The organism is Neoaquamicrobium sediminum (assembly GCF_013240295.1).
GTDB classification, from domain to species: domain Bacteria; phylum Pseudomonadota; class Alphaproteobacteria; order Rhizobiales; family Rhizobiaceae; genus Aerobium; species Aerobium sediminum.
Genome location: NZ_JABETK010000003.1, coordinates 264,937 through 281,321, shown reverse-complemented (window position 1 = coordinate 281,321; position 16,385 = coordinate 264,937). Strand labels below are relative to the sequence as shown.

10 protein-coding genes and 3 pseudogenes are annotated in these 16,385 nt (G+C 62.7%); 4 read left to right on the top strand and 9 right to left on the bottom strand.

What is annotated here, in order from left to right; translation table 11 throughout:
* Window positions 1-624 precede the first annotated feature (624 nt).
* From HK436_RS24000 to HK436_RS23955, 9 genes and pseudogenes are all read right to left on the bottom strand, one after another.
* Window positions 625-924, bottom strand: a pseudogene (locus tag HK436_RS24000) (IS21 family transposase); the annotation flags it as partial.
* A gap of 203 nt (window positions 925-1,127) precedes the next feature.
* Window positions 1,128-2,180 (bottom strand): type II glyceraldehyde-3-phosphate dehydrogenase, encoded by a 1,053-nt coding sequence (locus HK436_RS23995; RefSeq protein ID WP_173194122.1) that lies wholly within the window; start codon window positions 2,178-2,180, stop codon window positions 1,128-1,130.
* A complete protein-coding gene (locus HK436_RS23990) occupies window positions 2,177-3,409 on the bottom strand; it encodes an acetate/propionate family kinase (RefSeq protein WP_173194120.1) in 1,233 nt (410 codons plus the stop codon). Before HK436_RS23990 ends, HK436_RS23995 begins: the two co-directional genes overlap by 4 nt.
* Window positions 3,410-3,428: 19 nt before the next feature.
* Window positions 3,429-5,835, bottom strand: a pseudogene (locus tag HK436_RS23985) (phosphoketolase family protein).
* A 153-nt stretch (window positions 5,836-5,988) separates the two neighbouring features.
* Window positions 5,989-7,158 (bottom strand): hypothetical protein, encoded by a 1,170-nt coding sequence (locus tag HK436_RS23980; protein WP_244649374.1) that lies wholly within the window; start codon window positions 7,156-7,158, stop codon window positions 5,989-5,991.
* A gap of 240 nt (window positions 7,159-7,398) precedes the next feature.
* A complete protein-coding gene (locus HK436_RS23975) occupies window positions 7,399-7,857 on the bottom strand; it encodes a DUF411 domain-containing protein (protein WP_173194118.1) in 459 nt (152 codons plus the stop codon).
* Between the two features lie 93 nt (window positions 7,858-7,950).
* On the bottom strand, window positions 7,951-8,394 hold the full coding sequence (locus tag HK436_RS23970; RefSeq protein ID WP_312860716.1) for a Spy/CpxP family protein refolding chaperone: 444 nt from the start codon (window positions 8,392-8,394) through the stop codon (window positions 7,951-7,953).
* 217 nt (window positions 8,395-8,611) lie between these two features.
* On the bottom strand, window positions 8,612-9,730 hold the full coding sequence (locus HK436_RS23965) for a YncE family protein (protein ID WP_154722912.1): 1,119 nt from the start codon (window positions 9,728-9,730) through the stop codon (window positions 8,612-8,614).
* Between the two features lie 597 nt (window positions 9,731-10,327).
* On the bottom strand, window positions 10,328-12,403 hold the full coding sequence (locus HK436_RS23955) for a copper-translocating P-type ATPase (protein ID WP_173194114.1): 2,076 nt from the start codon (window positions 12,401-12,403) through the stop codon (window positions 10,328-10,330).
* Window positions 12,404-12,516: 113 nt separating this feature from the next.
* Between HK436_RS23955 and HK436_RS34040 the strand changes: the two are divergent.
* From HK436_RS34040 to HK436_RS23935, 4 genes and pseudogenes are all read left to right on the top strand, one after another.
* Window positions 12,517-12,678 (top strand): annotated as a pseudogene (locus HK436_RS34040) (IS701 family transposase); the annotation flags it as partial.
* 494 nt (window positions 12,679-13,172) lie between these two features.
* Window positions 13,173-14,471, top strand: coding sequence for a glucoamylase family protein (locus tag HK436_RS23945; protein WP_173194112.1), 1,299 nt, complete (start codon window positions 13,173-13,175; stop codon window positions 14,469-14,471).
* Between the two features lie 231 nt (window positions 14,472-14,702).
* Window positions 14,703-15,371 (top strand): RNA polymerase sigma factor, encoded by a 669-nt coding sequence (locus HK436_RS23940; RefSeq protein WP_173194110.1) that lies wholly within the window; start codon window positions 14,703-14,705, stop codon window positions 15,369-15,371.
* A 114-nt stretch (window positions 15,372-15,485) separates the two neighbouring features.
* Window positions 15,486-16,364, top strand: a complete 879-nt coding sequence (locus HK436_RS23935; RefSeq protein ID WP_232365649.1) for a DMT family transporter — start codon at window positions 15,486-15,488, stop codon at window positions 16,362-16,364.
* The last annotated feature ends 21 nt before the right edge of the window (window positions 16,365-16,385 follow it).

Below are 16,385 nucleotides of genomic sequence, written 5' to 3'. Positions count from 1 at the left end.
CGGATTTTCAGGCTCCACCTCTCTAAAATTTGCGAGATCGGCTCAGAACGATCGTACCACCTCCTCCGTGATAGCACCTTCCTCATCCGTCGGCACAACGAGGACGTCGACGGCCGAACCGCGCGATTTGATGCAGCGTTCATGACGAGCGTTGCGCGCGAGGCGGGGATTGCGAGAATCCTGGCCGGATCAAGGGGCGCTCGATAAATCTGAAAATACCCTGGTGACCTTCCCATTGCTGGAACCTTTAGACCTCGACTCAACCGCAATGCCGAACCGAGGAAATTCGTGATGAACGCCCACCACAAACCCGATCCCGCCAACGTCCGGCAGAGCTTCCGGATCGAAGGCACGACCTGCGCCTCCTGCGTGCGCCGCGTCGTCTAGCGCGGCAATGGTCGCCAGATCGTCGCGATAGCCGCTGCGCGTGGGGAGGGCTGCCCTCCGTCGAAGTCATTACCACCTTAAGGGAGAGGCTTGGGACGATGTAGAGTATCTGGCCGCCATAACCCCAGGCATAGCTTTACCTCGTACCCGCCCATTTCGGCCCGAAACCAGCCATAGCCGTGTAGCTCTCGCCCGAGTGCATCAAGCGCATTCGCGGCTGCCAGGATGCTTCGATCCAACGACATGGGCGTGCTCGAGCCGGAATAGGCGAGCCGGAAATGGTTAGAGCCGGTGGTCGAGAGCAACGCCTGCGGTCGTGATTCCGGCGCCGGCCTTGTCGGTGAAATCCGACAATCCCATGCGGCCGGGCACGTGAACCTGCTGGAAGATGACCTCCTGCTCCTCGCCGTGTATGGCGCGCCACGAGCGGATGCGCCGCTCCAGTGTCCGGCGAATGCCTGCCCCAGGTTCGGGTGCCGCCGGATCATCTCGTCGTAGTCCAATCTGTCGATCCTCAGGGGCGCACTCCAATCCAGGGTCCCCATTCCGTGCCGATTGACACCGTTATGGAGCTCCGTTGCGATCGTCGCGGTGGCCAAGACCGCCCGCTATCTGGCGGTCGCTGCCGCCACGCTCGGAGTTCTGGATAAGGTACAGGACAGCACCTGGATCGCGATGCACCTAGGGATTCGACCCGGGAAAAAGGAGTGCGCTAGCGAGATGCCCCGGTCCGAGGCAAGCTATCCCGTCGCCGCGAGACGCGCGACCTTCCCGATTCCGAGAGTGCCGTTCGTGCGGTCCATGGAAGCCTTCCCATCAGTCTCCGTTCCAGCCAGGGCACGGATCGCGTCGATGGTCTCGGGAATGACGATCGCCTGATTGTCGACCATATAGGCGTAGTAGAGCTCATTCCCGTCTACTTTCAGCATGTCCTCCCAGATCGCAACCTCGTACAGGTCGCCGTGCGGCCGGCCGATGTCGAGCATCCATTCCTTGACGGCATTCAAGGCCGCCAGGCCACGGTCGATGCGCACCAAGGCGATCCGGGAGGGCTCCCGGAACGCGTCCAGCACCTCCTCCTTGGCAGTCTCCCTGGTCAGTTCGACGTTCCAGTAGTGAAGGTGAGACAGCGTCTGAGGCACCTTCACAGCCATCGTCAGGACATCCAGTTCCGGGTCGACCGTCTGCGCATCAGGCCCCTGATGGCTCGGTATCTCAGGCTCCGGGACCAGCGTGTTCATGATCCCGCCAAGATGGCTCTCCCATGGGTCTGTTGCGCGCCTCAGCAACGTTCCCCGCGCCTTGCGCAGCAACCCCACCCTTTTCAAGGCGGAAAGCGTCCGGACGATGGATGTCGTGTTGCACGAGACGACACGTGTCGCATCCCGTCCAAGGGCGCTCTCATAGGTGCATTCGGCGACGAAGGAGTGTCCGGTTGCCTCGTGTTTCTCGCCTCCCTGGAGGATGAACTTCTTCGCCATCCTCCTGTAGGTTTCGATGTTCGCCGCAGCGACCTTCTTCGGAGTGCAATCCACCACGACGTCCGCAGCGGCCAGGAGCTCGTCCAGGCTCCCGGCGACCTCGATGCCGTTCGCTGTCATCGCCGCCGAAGCTTCGGGCCGCGCGGCATATATCCGCATGCCCTTCCCGTCCGCCACCTGCATGCGCCAGTCCGCGGATATGTCGGCTACCCCAGCCAGTTCCATGTCATCCTGGAGGATGACGGCTTCCGCCACCCGTTTGCCGATGACACCGTAGCCATTCACTGCCACTCTCGTCTTGCCTGTAGTCATTTTCCTTCTCCATATATTTGGTTGGCCGTGAGCGGGCTGCCGCGATGACCGCTTTCGTTGCCCTGGAGCAGCCGAAGCGCTTCCCGCGCGACTTCCACTTCCTCATCGGTGGGCATCACCAAGATGCGTACCTTCGAGGCCGGAGTGCTGATCGACGGTTCCCCCTTAAGGTTGAGATCGGGGTCGACCTGCACGCCCAGCCACTTGGCCGCCGCGCCGATCAACTCTCGGATGGCTGGTGAATTCTCTCCGATGCCTGCGGTGAAGACCAGCATGTCCAGTCCGCCCAAAGCTGCGGCGAGAGAGCCGATCTCGCGTCCGGCGCGGTAAACGAAGGCATCCACCGCTCCGCGCGCCTCGGGGCTGTCGGATTGGAGCAGCCGCTGCATGTCTCCCGTGATCCCGGAGATTCCCAGAAGGCCTGACTGATGGTAGAGTAGCCGGGCGACTTCCTCCGCCCGCATGCCTCGTTCCTGCAAGAGGTACAGGACCACGCCCGGATCGAGCGCACCGCATCGCGTGCTCATCACCAGGCCGTCGAGGGGCGAGAAGCCCATCGTCGTAGCCACGCTCTTTCCATCGAGCATCGCGCAGAGGCTGGCGCCGCTCCCGAGGTGGGCGACGATCACCTTGCCTCCTGCAGGAGGACCGTACGACTTCCGGAGTTCGGAAGAGATGTAGGCATAGGACAACCCGTGGAAGCCGTATGACTGGATGCCCGACTCAGACAGCTCGCGCGGAAGACCATAGGCTCTGGCGACAGCCGGCCGCCCGGCATGGAACGCGGTATCGAAGCACCCGACCTGCGCCGCGCCAGGAAAGAGGCTCTTTGCCCTGTCCACGATTTCCAGGTTTTGCGGCTGGTGGATCGGAGCCAGCGGAATCAGCCGGCGCAACTCCTCGACAACGTCATCGTCGAGGAATGCAGGAGACGTGAACGCCCACCCTCCGTGGACGATCCGATGGCCTACTGCTTGCAGCCGGGAGATGTCGACCACGGAGCGGATTTCGTCGGCGGCGATCTCGACCGCCGATCCGCTGTCCAGCGGCCCGGCGCCAAGGTCGCGTTGCCGTGCGGGCTCCCCGCCCCCGGAAAGCCGGAGGCGGGGGTTCGCATTGAGGGACGCAACGCTGCCCTTCACCAGAAGCGGCAGACTCTCGCTCAGCTCGTAGAGCGCGAACTTCAGGCTCGACGAGCCCGCGTTCAATGCCAGGATCACTGGAGGCATGGCTGACACCTCCGTCGATCTAGTCGCCCGACCATTGCCAGTCGCGGACCTCAGGCATGTCCTGGCCGTGCGCCCTGATGTAGTCGTGATGCTGAAGAAGTCTTTCCTGCATCATCTGCCTCAGGCTCTCTCCGCTCGCACGGGTGGCGGGCGTCCTCTCTACCGCGCTCTGCACCAGGTGATAGCGGTCCAGCCCGTTGAGCACCGTCATGTCGAAGGGCGTGGTCGTCGTCCCTTCCTCGTTGAAGCCCCGGACGTGGAAGTTGCTGTGGTTGGTCCTGCGATACGTCAGCCTGTGTATCGTCCAGGGATATCCATGGTAGGCGAAGATCACGGGCTTGTCCGTCGTGAACAGCGCATCGAACGCGCGGTCGGTGAGGCCGTGGGGGTGAACCTCGCGCGGCTGCAAGGTCATCAGGTCGACCACGTTGATGACCCGGACGTTCAGGTCCGGCATGTGCTCCCTCAGGATCTGGACGGCGGCGAGCGTCTCGACGGTGGGAACATCCCCGGCGCAGGCCATCACCACGTCGGGGTCGCCGGAGCCCTTGCCCGAAGCCCAGTCCCAGATGCCGATGCCTGCGTTGCAATGTGCCCTCGCCTGGTCCAGGGACAGCCACTGCCAGGAGGGCGCCTTCCCGGCCACGATGATGTTGATGCGGTCCCAGGTCCTCAGCACATGGTCGGTGACGCAGAGCAGCGTGTTCGCGTCCGGGGAAGGTAGACACGAACGACGTCCGCCTTCTTGTTCAGCGCGACGTCGACGAACCCCGGATCCTGGTGGCTGAAGCCGTTGTGGTCCTGCTGCCAGACATGGCTCGTCAGCAGGTAGTTGAGGGAGGAGATGGGGCGCCGCCAGGGGATGTCCCGGCTCGCGTCCAGCCATTTCGCATGCTGGTTGAACATGGAGTCCACGATGTGGATGAAGGCCTCGTAGCAGGAAAACAGCCCGTGGCGCCCGGTCAGCAGGTAGCCTTCCAGCCATCCCTGGCAGGTATGTTCCGAAAGGATCTCCAGAACCCGGCCTTCGGGGCCGAGATCGGTGTCTTCCGGCAGGACCTGCTCCATCCAGGCGCGTCCCGTCACCTCGAAAACGCCCTGGAGCCTGTTGGAGGCCGTCTCGTCGGGGCCGACTAGGCGAAAGTTGCGGCTGACTTCGTTCGTCCGCATGACTTCGCGCAGGAAGCCGCCCATCACCCTCGTGGCCTCCGCCTTTCCCTCGCCGGGACGGCTGACTTCGACGGCATGGGGAGCCAGTCCCGGCATCTCCAAGCTCTTGCGGAGCATCCCCCGTTCGCATGCGGATTGGCGCTCATGCGCCGGGTCCCCGCTGGCGCGGCGGAGAGAACCTTCGGGACGGGGCTGCCGTCCTCTCCGAACAGCTCCTCGGGGCGATAGCTCCGAAGCCAATCCTCGAGCATCTTGAGGTGCTCCGCGTTCCCGGCGAGGCCCGAAAGCGGCACTTGATGGGAACGCCAGAAACCCTCGGTCTTCAGGCCGTCGACCTCCTTTGGCCCGGTCCAGCCCTTGGGACTCCGCAGCACGATCATCGGCCAGCAGGGGCGTTTTCCGCTGCCAGAGCCTGCGCGGGCATCTTCCTGGATCTCGCGGATGTTCCTGAACGCCTCGTCCATCACCGAAGCCATCCGCTCATGCATCTCAAACGGATCATCCCCTTCCACAAAGAACGGTTCGTGGCCGTAGCCGACCAGGAGCGAGCGCAGTTCCTCCGGCGGGATACGGGCCAGCACGGTGGGATTGGCGATCTTGTACCCGTTGAGGTGAAGGATGGGGAGAACGGCGCCGTCATGCGCGGGGTTCAGGAACTTGTTCGAGTGCCAGGCGGCAGCGAGCGGCCCCGTCTCGGCTTCGCCGTCGCCGATCACGCAGGCAACAATTAGGTCCGGATTGTCGAAGGCGGCACCGTAGGCATGGGAGAGCGCATACCCAAGCTCTCCGCCTTCGTTGATGGAACCCGGCACTTCTGGCGCGGCGTGACTTGGAATCCCACCCGGGAACGAGAACTGGCGGAACAGCTTCCGCATGCCCGCCTCGTCCAGGGAGACATCAGGGTTGAGTTCGCTGTAGGTACCTTCGAGATATGTGTTGGCGACCATGGCCGGGCCGCCGTGGCCCGGCCCGCAAACGTAGATCACGTTCGCGTCCCGGAGCCTGATGACCCTATTGAGGTGGGCGTAAATGAAGTTAAGTCCCGGCGATGTCCCCCAGTGCCCGAGGAGCCGGGGCTTCACGTGCTCTAACTTGAGCGGCTCGCGCAGGAGCGGGTTGTCGAGCAGGTAGATCTGCCCGACGGTGAGATAGTTCGAGGCACGCCAGTAGGCGTCGATGCCATGGAGCTCTTCTTGGGAGAGCGCCGTTGCGGCGGGAACCTTTGGCTGGGGGGCATGCCAATACTCCTTGTCAATAATTGTCTCGGTGTCTGATCGTTCAGCTTGGTTTACGAACACGATAGGTCCCGCGTGGCCGAGGTCTTCAATTGCTACGGCGAACATTGCTGCAGCATTACAGCTAGCGAAGGTCCTGACACTATCATCGGGCGCAGCGCCCGAGATCGGCTTTCAAGGACAATCCCTCCCGTGGACGCAACCGGTGAGATCCGTCGCTGCGGTCGTGAACACGGGGGCGAAGCCGCCACCTGGCGTTCGTGCGTTCGTTGTCTGCCCTTGGTACAGACGCGCGGTGACGAACTGCACTTGGCCCGCGTAGACGTAGTTGCGGACATCGAACTTCAAGGCCCGCGGCGGACCAGGTTCGCCGACCAGCCGCTCGCCTGGAGACACAAGTTCCTGTGCGACGTAGTCCCCGGCAAGGATCTCGCTCCAGACGCGCCTCGTCAGCTTGTCGCCGCGGTAGGCTGCCCTGCTTCCAAATCCGGAGGCGGGCTTGAAGAACAATTTTCGGCGCCGCGCCCAGAGAGACTCTGCATTGTCCGCGTCGACGAGTTCGGTTTTCGGAACACCTGTCGCCAGCGTACCTGAAATCTCGTCGGGCACCCCGAGTGCGAGCAGCCCGGGGCGATCGCTGAGCACCGCCAGATTTCGTTTGTTGGCATACAAGGCATGCGCGAAGGGGTGCGGCGTCAGCACCACCGCACGTTCGAGATAGGCTTCGCGAAGAACTTGATGAGCTGGCTCTTGCAGCGTGAAATCGGTGAGCCGATTGTACACAAGATCTATAAGACCCTGATCATGCCAGAGGCTGCCGTCGCGCAACTGCAATGCCGAGGGATCCGCTATGACTGCATCGATCCCGTGATGCTCGAAGAGGCGCTTGAACAACAGAAACTCAGGGTAGAGATACTGCTCCTCCGGACGCTCGTCGACGATGGCAATGCGATGCAAAGGCTGTTGCCCACGTTCGAGACGCCATTCGGCGAGGAACATGTCGAAGAAGGCCTCTTCCAGGGCATCGAGCGTGTCCGCCCCCGGCACCATGGACTTGACTGCCTCACAGCATGCCCGTTGGGCGCGCGCCAGCGAAAGGTTGAGGAGGGCGCCGCCTGCATTGGTATTGATCTCGATGAGCTTGGGCTCGTCGGATGCCAGGTGGAAGTCGAAGCTCATGAACACGCCCCGCGCCCGGGGTTCGAACCGCGCTATGTCGGGCATCCCCTGGAGGACGAGATCACGATAGGCGGGCAACGCTATGACCGCCTCGGCAGCCCTGACGATTTCTGCCATTCTCTCGAGGCGCTGGCGCGACACGAAAACGGGAAGTGCGGCGAACATATGGGCATATCTGTCACCCATGGCCGGAAGGATAGCGGGTGATTCGGATTCGCCAGAAAGGCCCGGCTGAGTTCTGCACGGTCCAGGCTGATGCAGAAGCAGCTGGTGTTCAGCAACTCCACATCTAGCTCCGGGTCCGGCGAGCCTGAGCCGGGACTTGGCCGCCGAGTTTCACTTCGATAGACCATGGTTCTTTCCAGTCAAGTCAGGGGCGCGGTGGCATCGATCGTCTCCAGCCGCCTACTTCTGGGTGCCCGCCTTGTAGAATACCGACGGCGCCTCGGAGGCGTCGCGTGGAACGGCATAGACCTCGTAGCTGGCTACAGGATCCTCCCCCATGCCGAGCGACCCCTGCGGCATTCCGGGAACCGCCAGGCCCGCGACCTCGGGCCCCTCGGAGAGCAGCTTCCCGATCGCTTCTAGCGGAACGTGGCCTTCGAGGAAATAGCCGTCCACGGCAGCTATGTGGCAGCCTTCCATCTCTGCTGGCACCCCGGCCTGCTTCCTGATGGCCGAAAGGTCTTCGAGGTCGACCGTGGACACCTTGTATCCGGCCTTCTCAACCGCCTCCGCCCAGGCATGGCAGCAGCCGCACCAAGGTGTCTTGTAAACGGTCATCTCGGCCGCGGCCATAGAGACCGCAGTAGACGCAACGAGCGCCGCCAGCGCGGCGAAGAGGGATCTGCTGTAGGTGTTCATTCGAGGTTCGCTTCCTTGTTCGCGGTGATTGGAAAATCGTGCATGGTTTCGGCGACAGCTAGCGCGCGCCTTGCTGAGCGCCCGGTCTGACGGTCACATCATTCCCATCGGCATCAGCAGGTTGTCGGCCGCAGCCTTCTGGACTTCGTCGAGCGAAGCGTAGAACGGCTCCACCGCTGCCCTCAGTTGCCGTACGGCATCGAGACGGGCCGAAAGCAGCTTCTCCCGCCTCTCGAGCGAGTTGGGCAGTCCTTGGGCATCCTGCTCCTGCTGCATCATGCCCGTGGACCCGCGCGCGTTCTCCCGCAGAGCGGCGGCCACGGCCTCCCAAAGGGGCTGCTGGGCGTCCGTCACCTTGAGTTCCGTCCGCAGGAACGCGATCCGCCCCTCGACATGCTCGGGCGCCATCATCTTCCCCATCATGCCGTCCTGCATCCCCGCCCCGTCGGCCATCATGCCCCGCATCATCCCGGCGTGGCGGCCCATCATCTCCTGCATCATCTTCATCATGTCGCCGCCCATCATGCCGCCCGGCATCTCGGCTCCCCGGTGCGGGAGCGGACGGGTGGGGAGCCGGTTCACCCGGAGCCGGAGCCGTGGTTTCGGCCGGAGCCGGATGGTGGGCGTCCTCGGCGAGCGCCGGAGAGGCGGAAAGCAGCATGGCTGCGGCGAATGCGGTCTTGAGGATCTTTGTCATGGCTTTGTCCTTTGAAATGAGAGACCCGGGCGGCGGGATCGCCGCCCGGGTACGTGTTCATAGCGCCTGGAAGGTGATCCCGTTGGGACCCTCGCCCACCTCGTGGGTGCGAACCACGGACTGCGTAGCCACGGAGATCTCGGAGACGGTGCCGTCGACGATGTTGGTGACGAACACATGGGCGCCGTCGTCGCTGACGGTCACGCCGTGCGCTCCCTTGCCAGTGGTGATCGTCTTGACGACCGTTCCGCTCGCCACGTCGATCACTGACACCGTGTCGTCCGGCTCGGCCTCCGTTCCCTGGTTCGCCACGTAGACGAACCGTCCGTCAGGGGTCGCATGCATCTGGATGGGAGACCGCCCCACGTCGATGCGGGCGGTGACCTGCCGCGTCGCTGTGTCGATGACCGCCACCTTGTTCTCGTCCCTCAGCGAGACGTAGACCCGCTTCCCGTCTGGCGTGAAGCCAACCTGCACCGGGGCCTTGCCGACCTCGATCCTGTCCGTCTCCTCCAGCGAGGCCGTGTCGATGACGGATACCGTTCCATCCTCGACGTTGGCGACGTAGATGGCGCTGCCGGCGGGGCTCATCCGAAGTCCGTGCGGATAGTCCCCGGTGCCGATCTCCCGCACGGCCTCGCCTTTGGCGAGGTCGATGACCGACACCGTATCATCGCCCGCATTAGTGACGAAGGCGCGCTTGCCCGAAGGGTCTGCGATCACGTGGGCAGGATGGGTTCCCACCTCGATGGTGGATGCGGGACCCGATGCGAGGCCGGCCGGATCAAGGACGATCAGCGCTCCGCCCGCCTCGGAGCCCCCGTATCCGCCGCCCTGCGAGGTGCTGCCATGGCTGTCCTCGGCTTCGGCGTGCCCATGGCCGGCACCCACCTGCAAAGGGCTGCCGACCGCGAGAACGCGGCCCGTCCCTGGAACGAACTGGACGTTGTGCGGCGTGACCGTGACCGGAACGATCTCGACCCTGCCCGAGGCAAGGTCGATCCGGCTGACAGAGTTACCGTACTCGTCGGCGGTGTATACAAAGCCGGAGGAAGCTGCCTCGGCCCCCGCATGTCCCGCGAAGGGCATGAGGAGCGCGAGCGCGGACGCCATCGCAAGTGCGGCCAGCGCGGCTCGCCGCGAGATCGAGGCGTGTATTGCTGTAAACATGTTCATGGTGAAAAACTCTCATTGTTCGTGACTCCGTTCAGGGAGCGCACGGAACCCGCGGGCGCGTGCGCTCAGGCGGTCACGGAGAGCTTGGGAGGGCGCGACAGGGTCGACGCGTCACGCGGGAGCGACGTCGAAGGAGGCACAAGGGCCGCCGGCGCAGCTTGCGTGGCCAACGTCAGTCCTGCCGAGGGAACGGGAACGCAAACCGCGCACGAGGTAGCCGACATGCAGCAGTCGTCCGCATCGCCCTGATCCGCGCCGCTGTCGTCGCATGGGACAGCGTGCGCGTGCCCCTGATGCCCGTGCGGGCCTGCAGCGGCGACGTCCGGGTTGCCGATGGCGACGTGTGCCTCCCCGCCCGTTGCATGGGCGTGCCCGCCGCCGAAGGTGGAGAGCGAGAAGGCGACCAGAACGGCAAGCAGGAGAGCGACAAGGCGCGCGGCGGGGGCCGGCGCATTCGCTTTCCTTTTCGTACTGGTCAGGTTCAGTCGCAACCTGCTCGTCCTTCTAATGTCCTCGACTATCAAAGATAGACCGCGCCGCCGCAACGCTGTTTGTCCTGGATCAAAGACGAAGCGGTTTCCGGTTTCGTCGTTCGTGTCATGTCGTCTTCCGGTACAGCCTGAGCAACTGGGCATTGAGGGCGACGATGATGGTGCTTGCGGACATGAAGACCGCACCGACTGCCGGGGTCATCAGGAAGCCCGTCCCGAAAGTGATGCCGGCGGCCATCGGGATTGCGATTGCGTTGTACCCGGTCGCCCAGATCAGGTTCTGCACCATCTTCCTGTAGGTCGCGCGGGAAAGGCCAAGGATTGCTGCCACGTCCCGGGGGTCGCTTCTGACCAGGACCACGTCGGCGGATTCGACGGCCACGTCGGTTCCCGCGCCGATCGCGACACCCAGGTCGGCCTGCACCAACGCCGGGGCGTCATTCACGCCGTCTCCGACCATGGCCACCTGGAGGCCGCGGGACTGTAGCTCCTTGATCTTGGCCGACTTCTCGTCGGGAAGCACCTCGGCGAAGTACTCTTCGATACCCAGTTCGCGGGAGACGGACGCCGCCACGCCCTTGGCGTCTCCTGTAAGCATGATGGAACTGATGCCCAGCGCCTTCAGTTCTGCGATGGCTTCCCGGGACTCCGGCCTCACGATGTCAGCAAGCGCGAACAGGGCGCGGGGCACACCGTTCCGGACGAGGACGACGACGGTCTTGCCTTCTGCTTCGAGTTCGCCGAGTCGGCTACCCGGGACCGGGTTGCCCTGTCTGGCGAGATGGCCAGGACTGACGATCCGGATGTCCTGTCCCTCGACCTCTGCGACGATGCCCTCACCCGTGAGGTTTCGGACATTGCCGGGAGCGGGAAAGTCGATGCCCCTCTCCTTTGCGGCTGCCACGATTCCTTGGGCGATCGGATGTTCGGAATGGCTCTCGACGGAAGCGGCAAACCGCAGTTCCTCCTCTTCGCTCCCACCCGCGAGAAGAACGGTGTCGCTTACGCCGAACAGCCCCTCCGTCAGCGTCCCGGTCTTGTCGAAGACGACCGCATCCAGATTGCGCGCGCGCTCGAAGGCGGCGCGGTCGCGGATAAGCAGCCCGCTGCCAGCGCTCAGGGACGTGCTCACGGCCACGACCAGCGGCACTGCCAGGCCCAGCGCATGGGGACAGGCGATGACCATCACCGTGACCATGCGCTCGATGGCGAATTGCCAGCTCTCGCCTGCGAAGACCCAATAGGCGAGTGATCCGAAACCAACTGCAAGGGCGATGTAGGTGAGCCAGCCCGCTGCCCGGTTCGCCACGTCCTGGGTGCGGGACCGCGTCGCCTGCGCCTCCCTGACGAGGTTGATGACCTGTCCCAGGTACGTCTTGTCGCCCGTCGCCGTGACCTCGATCGTGACGACGTTCGCGCCGTTGATGGCGCCGCCGATCGCGCTGTCACCCGTTTCCTTCGACACCGGGCGCGATTCCCCTGTCAGCATCGCCTCGTTGAAAGAGGACCTGCCTTCCACGATAGCGCCGTCGACGGGGACCTTGGCGCCAGGGCGGATGAGGACCCGGTCCCCGGGAACGAGGTCGGAGATGGGGACCTCGGTGACAGCACCGGACGCGTCCAGCCGCGCCGCCGTGTCCGGCAGCAGGCGGACGAGCTCTTCGAGTGCGCGGGAAGCGCCCATAACCGAGCGCATCTCGAGCCAATGCCCGAGAAGCATGATGACGATCAGCGTCACCAGCTCCCAATAAAAGGACGTGCCCGGGAGACCGAAGGTGACGGCGGCGGAGTAGACGTATGCGACGGAGATCGCGAGCGCGATCAGCGTCATCATGCCGGGCTTGCCTGCGCGTAGCTCGGACGTGAAACCCGTCAGGAAAGGCCAGCCGCCATAGACGTACGCGACGGTCGAAAGGGCGAACAGCAGAAACTCGCTTCCGGGGAAATCCAGGCTGCCCTGGATGCCAAACCAGTGTTGGATCATCGGAGACAGCAGCAGGACCGGCGGGGTCAGGACGAGCGATATCCAGAACCTTCGCCGATAGTCGGCCACCATCTCGCCGTGATCGTGCCCTGAATGGCTGGAGTTTCCGGCGTCGCCGCGAGCGGACTTGCCGTGGCCTGCTGGATGCTGCTGCCCCGCTGATTCAGCGATGTGCTCTTTGTGATGAACGTGTGTCATGCAACGCCTCGGTGCCATCGGTGTCGCATCCAATGAATTCTTTGCGACAGCAGGCAGGGCCCGGCCAGATCTCGTCCGGCCCCGCTATTTCAATCCCTACCCCTTCCAGCGGGTGGAAGGTCAAGTCCTTTTTCTTCAAGAACGAACTCGGTCTCGACCACAACGAGAGCCGATCCTGGCACGGCTGGCATCGCCACGTTTCGCTCGTCATGCTCGCCTTCGCCATGATGGCCACCATCCGCCATGAGGCCAATGCCGCGCTCCCAAAACGACGCGCCGGACAGGATCGGGAACCCGCCGCTCATCCGCTGGTCGGTTCAGGAATCCGCCGCATCGCCACCCGCCTTGCACGACGGCATATCCACCCCGCCCATGTCATCGCATGGTCGCTGTGGCGACGCGCTCATCAGGCCGTAGCTCAGCGAGCTCATCTCAAATCAAAAATGCAAATGTAATGCTACGCTCCATACGCCTCCCCATACCGAATATGGCATGGCCAGTCCATGGATTTGATGTATGTCAAGGATAGTCGTCATGATCGGGAGCTAGCATGCCGGATTCCATCGTTCTTCTACGTCGCGCCGCCCGCGTGTCGAGCCAAAAACTAGAGTGGAAGAGGTTCAGGGGAGTTTGTCAGGTCGTATGGCGAATGTGATGCGGCCAGGGGCTGTCGACAGCGCGAGGGGGTTGCCGTTGACCCCCTGCGCGATCCAACTGAGGCTCTGCTGATGCGAGGCCCTTCCCTGAAGCACATTCGGTCTGGTTCGTCGTGAGTACGCCTGCCTCCGACGACGATCTCGCGACACTGCAGCGGGAGACTTTCGACTACTTCGTTCGGGAAGCCAACCCGGCCAACGGGCTAGTTCGCGATAAAACCGAAGAGAACTGGCCGGCAAGCATCGCGGCTACGGGACTTGCGCTTGCATGTTATCCGGTCGGCGTGAAGAACGGGTACATGAGCCGCGGGGCGGCTGCGGAGCGCACGCTGGCTACCCTTCGCCTCTTCTGGGAAAGCCCACATGGGCCGGAGCCCGACGCCACCGGGCACCGCGGCTTCTATTATCACTTCCTGGACATGGAAACCGGCCGGCGGGCCTGGCGTTGCGAGCTTTCGACGATCGACAGCACGTTCCTACTGGCCGGAGGGTTGACAGCAGCAGCGTTCTTCAACGCCGATACGCGAGCGGAAGCCGAGATACGCACCCTCGCAATCGAGCTTTACCGCCGAGCCGACTGGATCTGGGCACTAGACGGAGGAGAAACCGTCACCCACGGCTGGACTCCCGAGGGCGGCTTCCTGAAGCATCGATGGGAAGGATACGACGAGGCCCTCCTGCTATATGTCTTGGGCCTCGCCTCGCCTACTCATGCCCTACCCAGAAGCAGCTACGAAGCCTGGACCTCTACATTCCGATGGGAGCATTGCTACGGCTACGATTACCTCTATGCGGGCCCCCTGTTCATTCATCAGCTCTCCCATGTTTGGATTGACCTCCGCGGCCTCCAGGATTCCTTCATGCGCGGCAAGGGAATCGATTACTTCGAGAACAGCCGTCGGGCCACCTACGTGCAGCAGCGCTACGCGATCGAGAACCCGCGCGGTTTCGATGGCTACGGGGAACATTGCTGGGGCATCACGGCGAGCGAAGGTCCTGGCCCCTCCACCCTCGAACTAGATGGGATCGAGCGTCGGTTCGAAGACTATGTTGCGCGGGGAGTTCCCTACGGTCCGGACGATGGCACCCTAGCCCCTTGGGCCGTCGCCGCTTCCCTGCCGTTCGCTCCAGAAATCGTTCGGCCTACAATCGCGTTCTGTATCCATCAAGCCAAACTGAAGGCTGCCAACGCTTACGGGTTCAAGGCCGCTTTCAATCCTACCTACCCCGGATCTACCGACAATGCCTTGGGCTTTTGGGTTTCGCCATGGTACTTCGGGCTCAACGAAGGGCCTGTCATCCTGATGATCGAGAACGAAAGGAGCGGCCTGGTATGGGAGTTGATGCGGTCCTGCCCATACGTTCGACGAGGTCTCCAGCGTGCAGGATTCAAGGGAGGATGGCTGGGCTGACAGATGGGGCTGGCAGCGTGATTCAGGCCCGACCAGATCGCCTGAATGTTTAACCTGGCGCAAGGCGCGTACTCGCCGTTGGTGTTTGATACGAGCGACTAACGGGAAATGTCCCGTTTGAATTCTCGGCGCGGCGACGCGGTTTCGCTAACCGGTGCGCTGCATTTCTACCCATCGAAGTGGCGCACCGAATAGTTGAGCAAGCTCTGGCTCACTAGACAGGAGCATTCAATGACCCGCAATGAAGATCATGAAACATTAGGAAGGATTTGGGACGGCGACGGTGCCAAGCCGCACGATGCAGCCGTCCAGCGAGCGTTGGTCGAGGTACGGCAAGAAATAATGCGTTTTCTTGAAAATCGGCTCCGCGACCGGGACGAGGCGGAGGAAGTGCTTCAACGGTTCTCCTTACGCGCCCTGGAGCAGTCATTTCAGCTTCGCGACGTACGTACTGTGCGTGGCTGGTTGGGGAGGATTCTTGCGACGACTATCGTCGACCATCAGCGAGACCAGATAAGGCGTCGCAAGCGCGAAACAGAGGTCGATCCCGACAGTTTAGAGAACCACTCCGCCGAGTCCGACCTAGGGCTTGAGGCAACCATTTGCAATTGTTTGTACCGCTTATTGCCTACGATTAAGCCGGAATATGCGGACATCATTTGGCGCGCGGACATTCTCGGCGAGCCACGCGATCGGCTTGCCGCAAGCCTTGGAACCTCGCTGAACAACATCACCGTCCGGTTGCACCGAGGCCGTCGCGCGCTTCGCAAGCGCCTAGAGGAGATGTGCCGGACCTGTCCCATCCACGGTTTTCTCGATTGCTACTGCGAGAAGGCGGTGCAGATCGCCGCAGCACGTGCTGCCATTTTAAATTACGAGAAGTCACCAAGAGATGTATAGCGACCCGTTCTTTAGGATCGCCGAAAGCGTTGTCATACAGGAAAGAAACAGGTGATCTGTCGTCGCAGTGCATGGAGCAGTCTTTTACGGCTGGCTAGGTCGCTGGGTGGACGCATGATGGGTTCTCGCTTCACACTCATTCTCCTGCTGGTCGCTTTTCTCAACGCTCTCTGCTTTCCGCTCATCACGCTCGGCCTGACACACGTCTCGCATATGACTTTCGCGACACTCAGGGCTGTTTTGGCAGGCTTGGTTTTGGGCGTGGTCGCAATAATGCTTCGGCGGCCCATTCCAACTGATTTCCGATCGTGGATTGCTCTCGCGTTCATTGGCCTTGGAGCCACCACATCGGCCTATTTCGGGATGTTCCACGCTGCTGAATTTGTTTCGCCAGGGCTCGCGACTGTCATTGCCAACTGTCAGCCCCTGATCGCGGCCGCGCTAGCATTTGCATTCCTCTCGGAGCGGTTGCGACCCGCACAATACGTTGGATTGGCGATCGGGTTCCTCGGGATCGTCGTCGTTGCCTTGCCTCAGCTCGACATCAAGCAAGGCTTCGATGGCGTGATAGGACCGGCCTTCATCGTCTTGGCAGCCGCTGGCCTCGCCGTTAGCAATGTCCTGATGAAAGGTGTCAGAAACCGAATTGACCCTTTGGTCGCAATGTCGGCGCAGCTTCTCCTCGGAGCAATCCCTCTGGCAGTTATGGCGTTGGCGCTGGAACAGCCATTTAAGATACACCTTTCGTCCGACTTCGTGTTCTCATTGATCGTTCTGGCCCTTCCCGGAACAGCCTTGGCGTACTGGCTCTGGTTTTGGGTGCTCGATCGCGTTCCGCTCAGCCAGGCGAATGCATTCACCCTCCTGACGCCGGTCTTCGCCCTGCTGCTCGGTATCGGCTTTTTCGGCGAGCAGTTCGGGCCCTCGCTGGCATTCGGTCTGGTCTTGACGGCGATCGGCCTCGTGATCGTGGAGCGCTATGGCGGATCCTGATTGGTTCGAAGGGGGCGTTCA

What these genes read in the sequence shown, in the direction of transcription:
- HK436_RS23935 (WP_232365649.1), top strand. Translation starts at nt 15,486, where the DNA reads ATGATGGGTTCTCGCTTCACACTCATTCTCCTGCTGGTCGCTTTTCTC.
- HK436_RS23940 (WP_173194110.1), top strand. Translation starts at nt 14,703, where the DNA reads ATGACCCGCAATGAAGATCATGAAACATTAGGAAGGATTTGGGACGGC.
- HK436_RS23980 (WP_244649374.1), bottom strand. Translation starts at nt 7,158, where the DNA reads ATGTTCGCCGCACTTCCCGTTTTCGTGTCGCGCCAGCGCCTCGAGAGA.
- HK436_RS23995 (WP_173194122.1), bottom strand. Translation starts at nt 2,180, where the DNA reads ATGACTACAGGCAAGACGAGAGTGGCAGTGAATGGCTACGGTGTCATC.
- HK436_RS23970 (WP_312860716.1), bottom strand. Translation starts at nt 8,394, where the DNA reads ATGCCGGGCGGCATGATGGGCGGCGACATGATGAAGATGATGCAGGAG.
- HK436_RS23975 (WP_173194118.1), bottom strand. Translation starts at nt 7,857, where the DNA reads ATGAACACCTACAGCAGATCCCTCTTCGCCGCGCTGGCGGCGCTCGTT.
- HK436_RS23955 (WP_173194114.1), bottom strand. Translation starts at nt 12,403, where the DNA reads ATGACACACGTTCATCACAAAGAGCACATCGCTGAATCAGCGGGGCAG.
- HK436_RS23990 (WP_173194120.1), bottom strand. Translation starts at nt 3,409, where the DNA reads ATGCCTCCAGTGATCCTGGCATTGAACGCGGGCTCGTCGAGCCTGAAG.
- HK436_RS23965 (WP_154722912.1), bottom strand. Translation starts at nt 9,730, where the DNA reads ATGAACATGTTTACAGCAATACACGCCTCGATCTCGCGGCGAGCCGCG.